Below are 225 nucleotides of genomic sequence, written 5' to 3'. Positions count from 1 at the left end.
CCTCAGCAAGCTGTTGAGCTTGTTCGGCTTTTTGGCGTTCGGCCTCTTCCGGTAACAACACCAAATTACCTTCCGTATCATAAAACCGCAGCCAAATTGCCTCCTCACGGTCTATAGTTCCTGACCAGGTTCCTAGCCAAAAGCCTAAACTTTCACACCAAAGCCAACCCCGCTCATTCGCCTCTAAAAGCTGATAACCTCCCGAACTATGCAAATGCCATCCTT

At 48.9% G+C, this 225-nt stretch carries 1 pseudogene; it reads right to left on the bottom strand.

Annotated elements, in window-relative coordinates:
* Positions 1-225 (bottom strand): annotated as a pseudogene (locus P5683_RS26295) (hypothetical protein); the annotation flags it as partial.

This window comes from Limnospira sp. PMC 1279.21, assembly GCF_032349615.1.
Taxonomy (GTDB): Bacteria; Cyanobacteriota; Cyanobacteriia; order Cyanobacteriales; family Microcoleaceae; genus Limnospira; species Limnospira fusiformis.
This window is presented reverse-complemented; position numbering and strand designations above follow the sequence as displayed.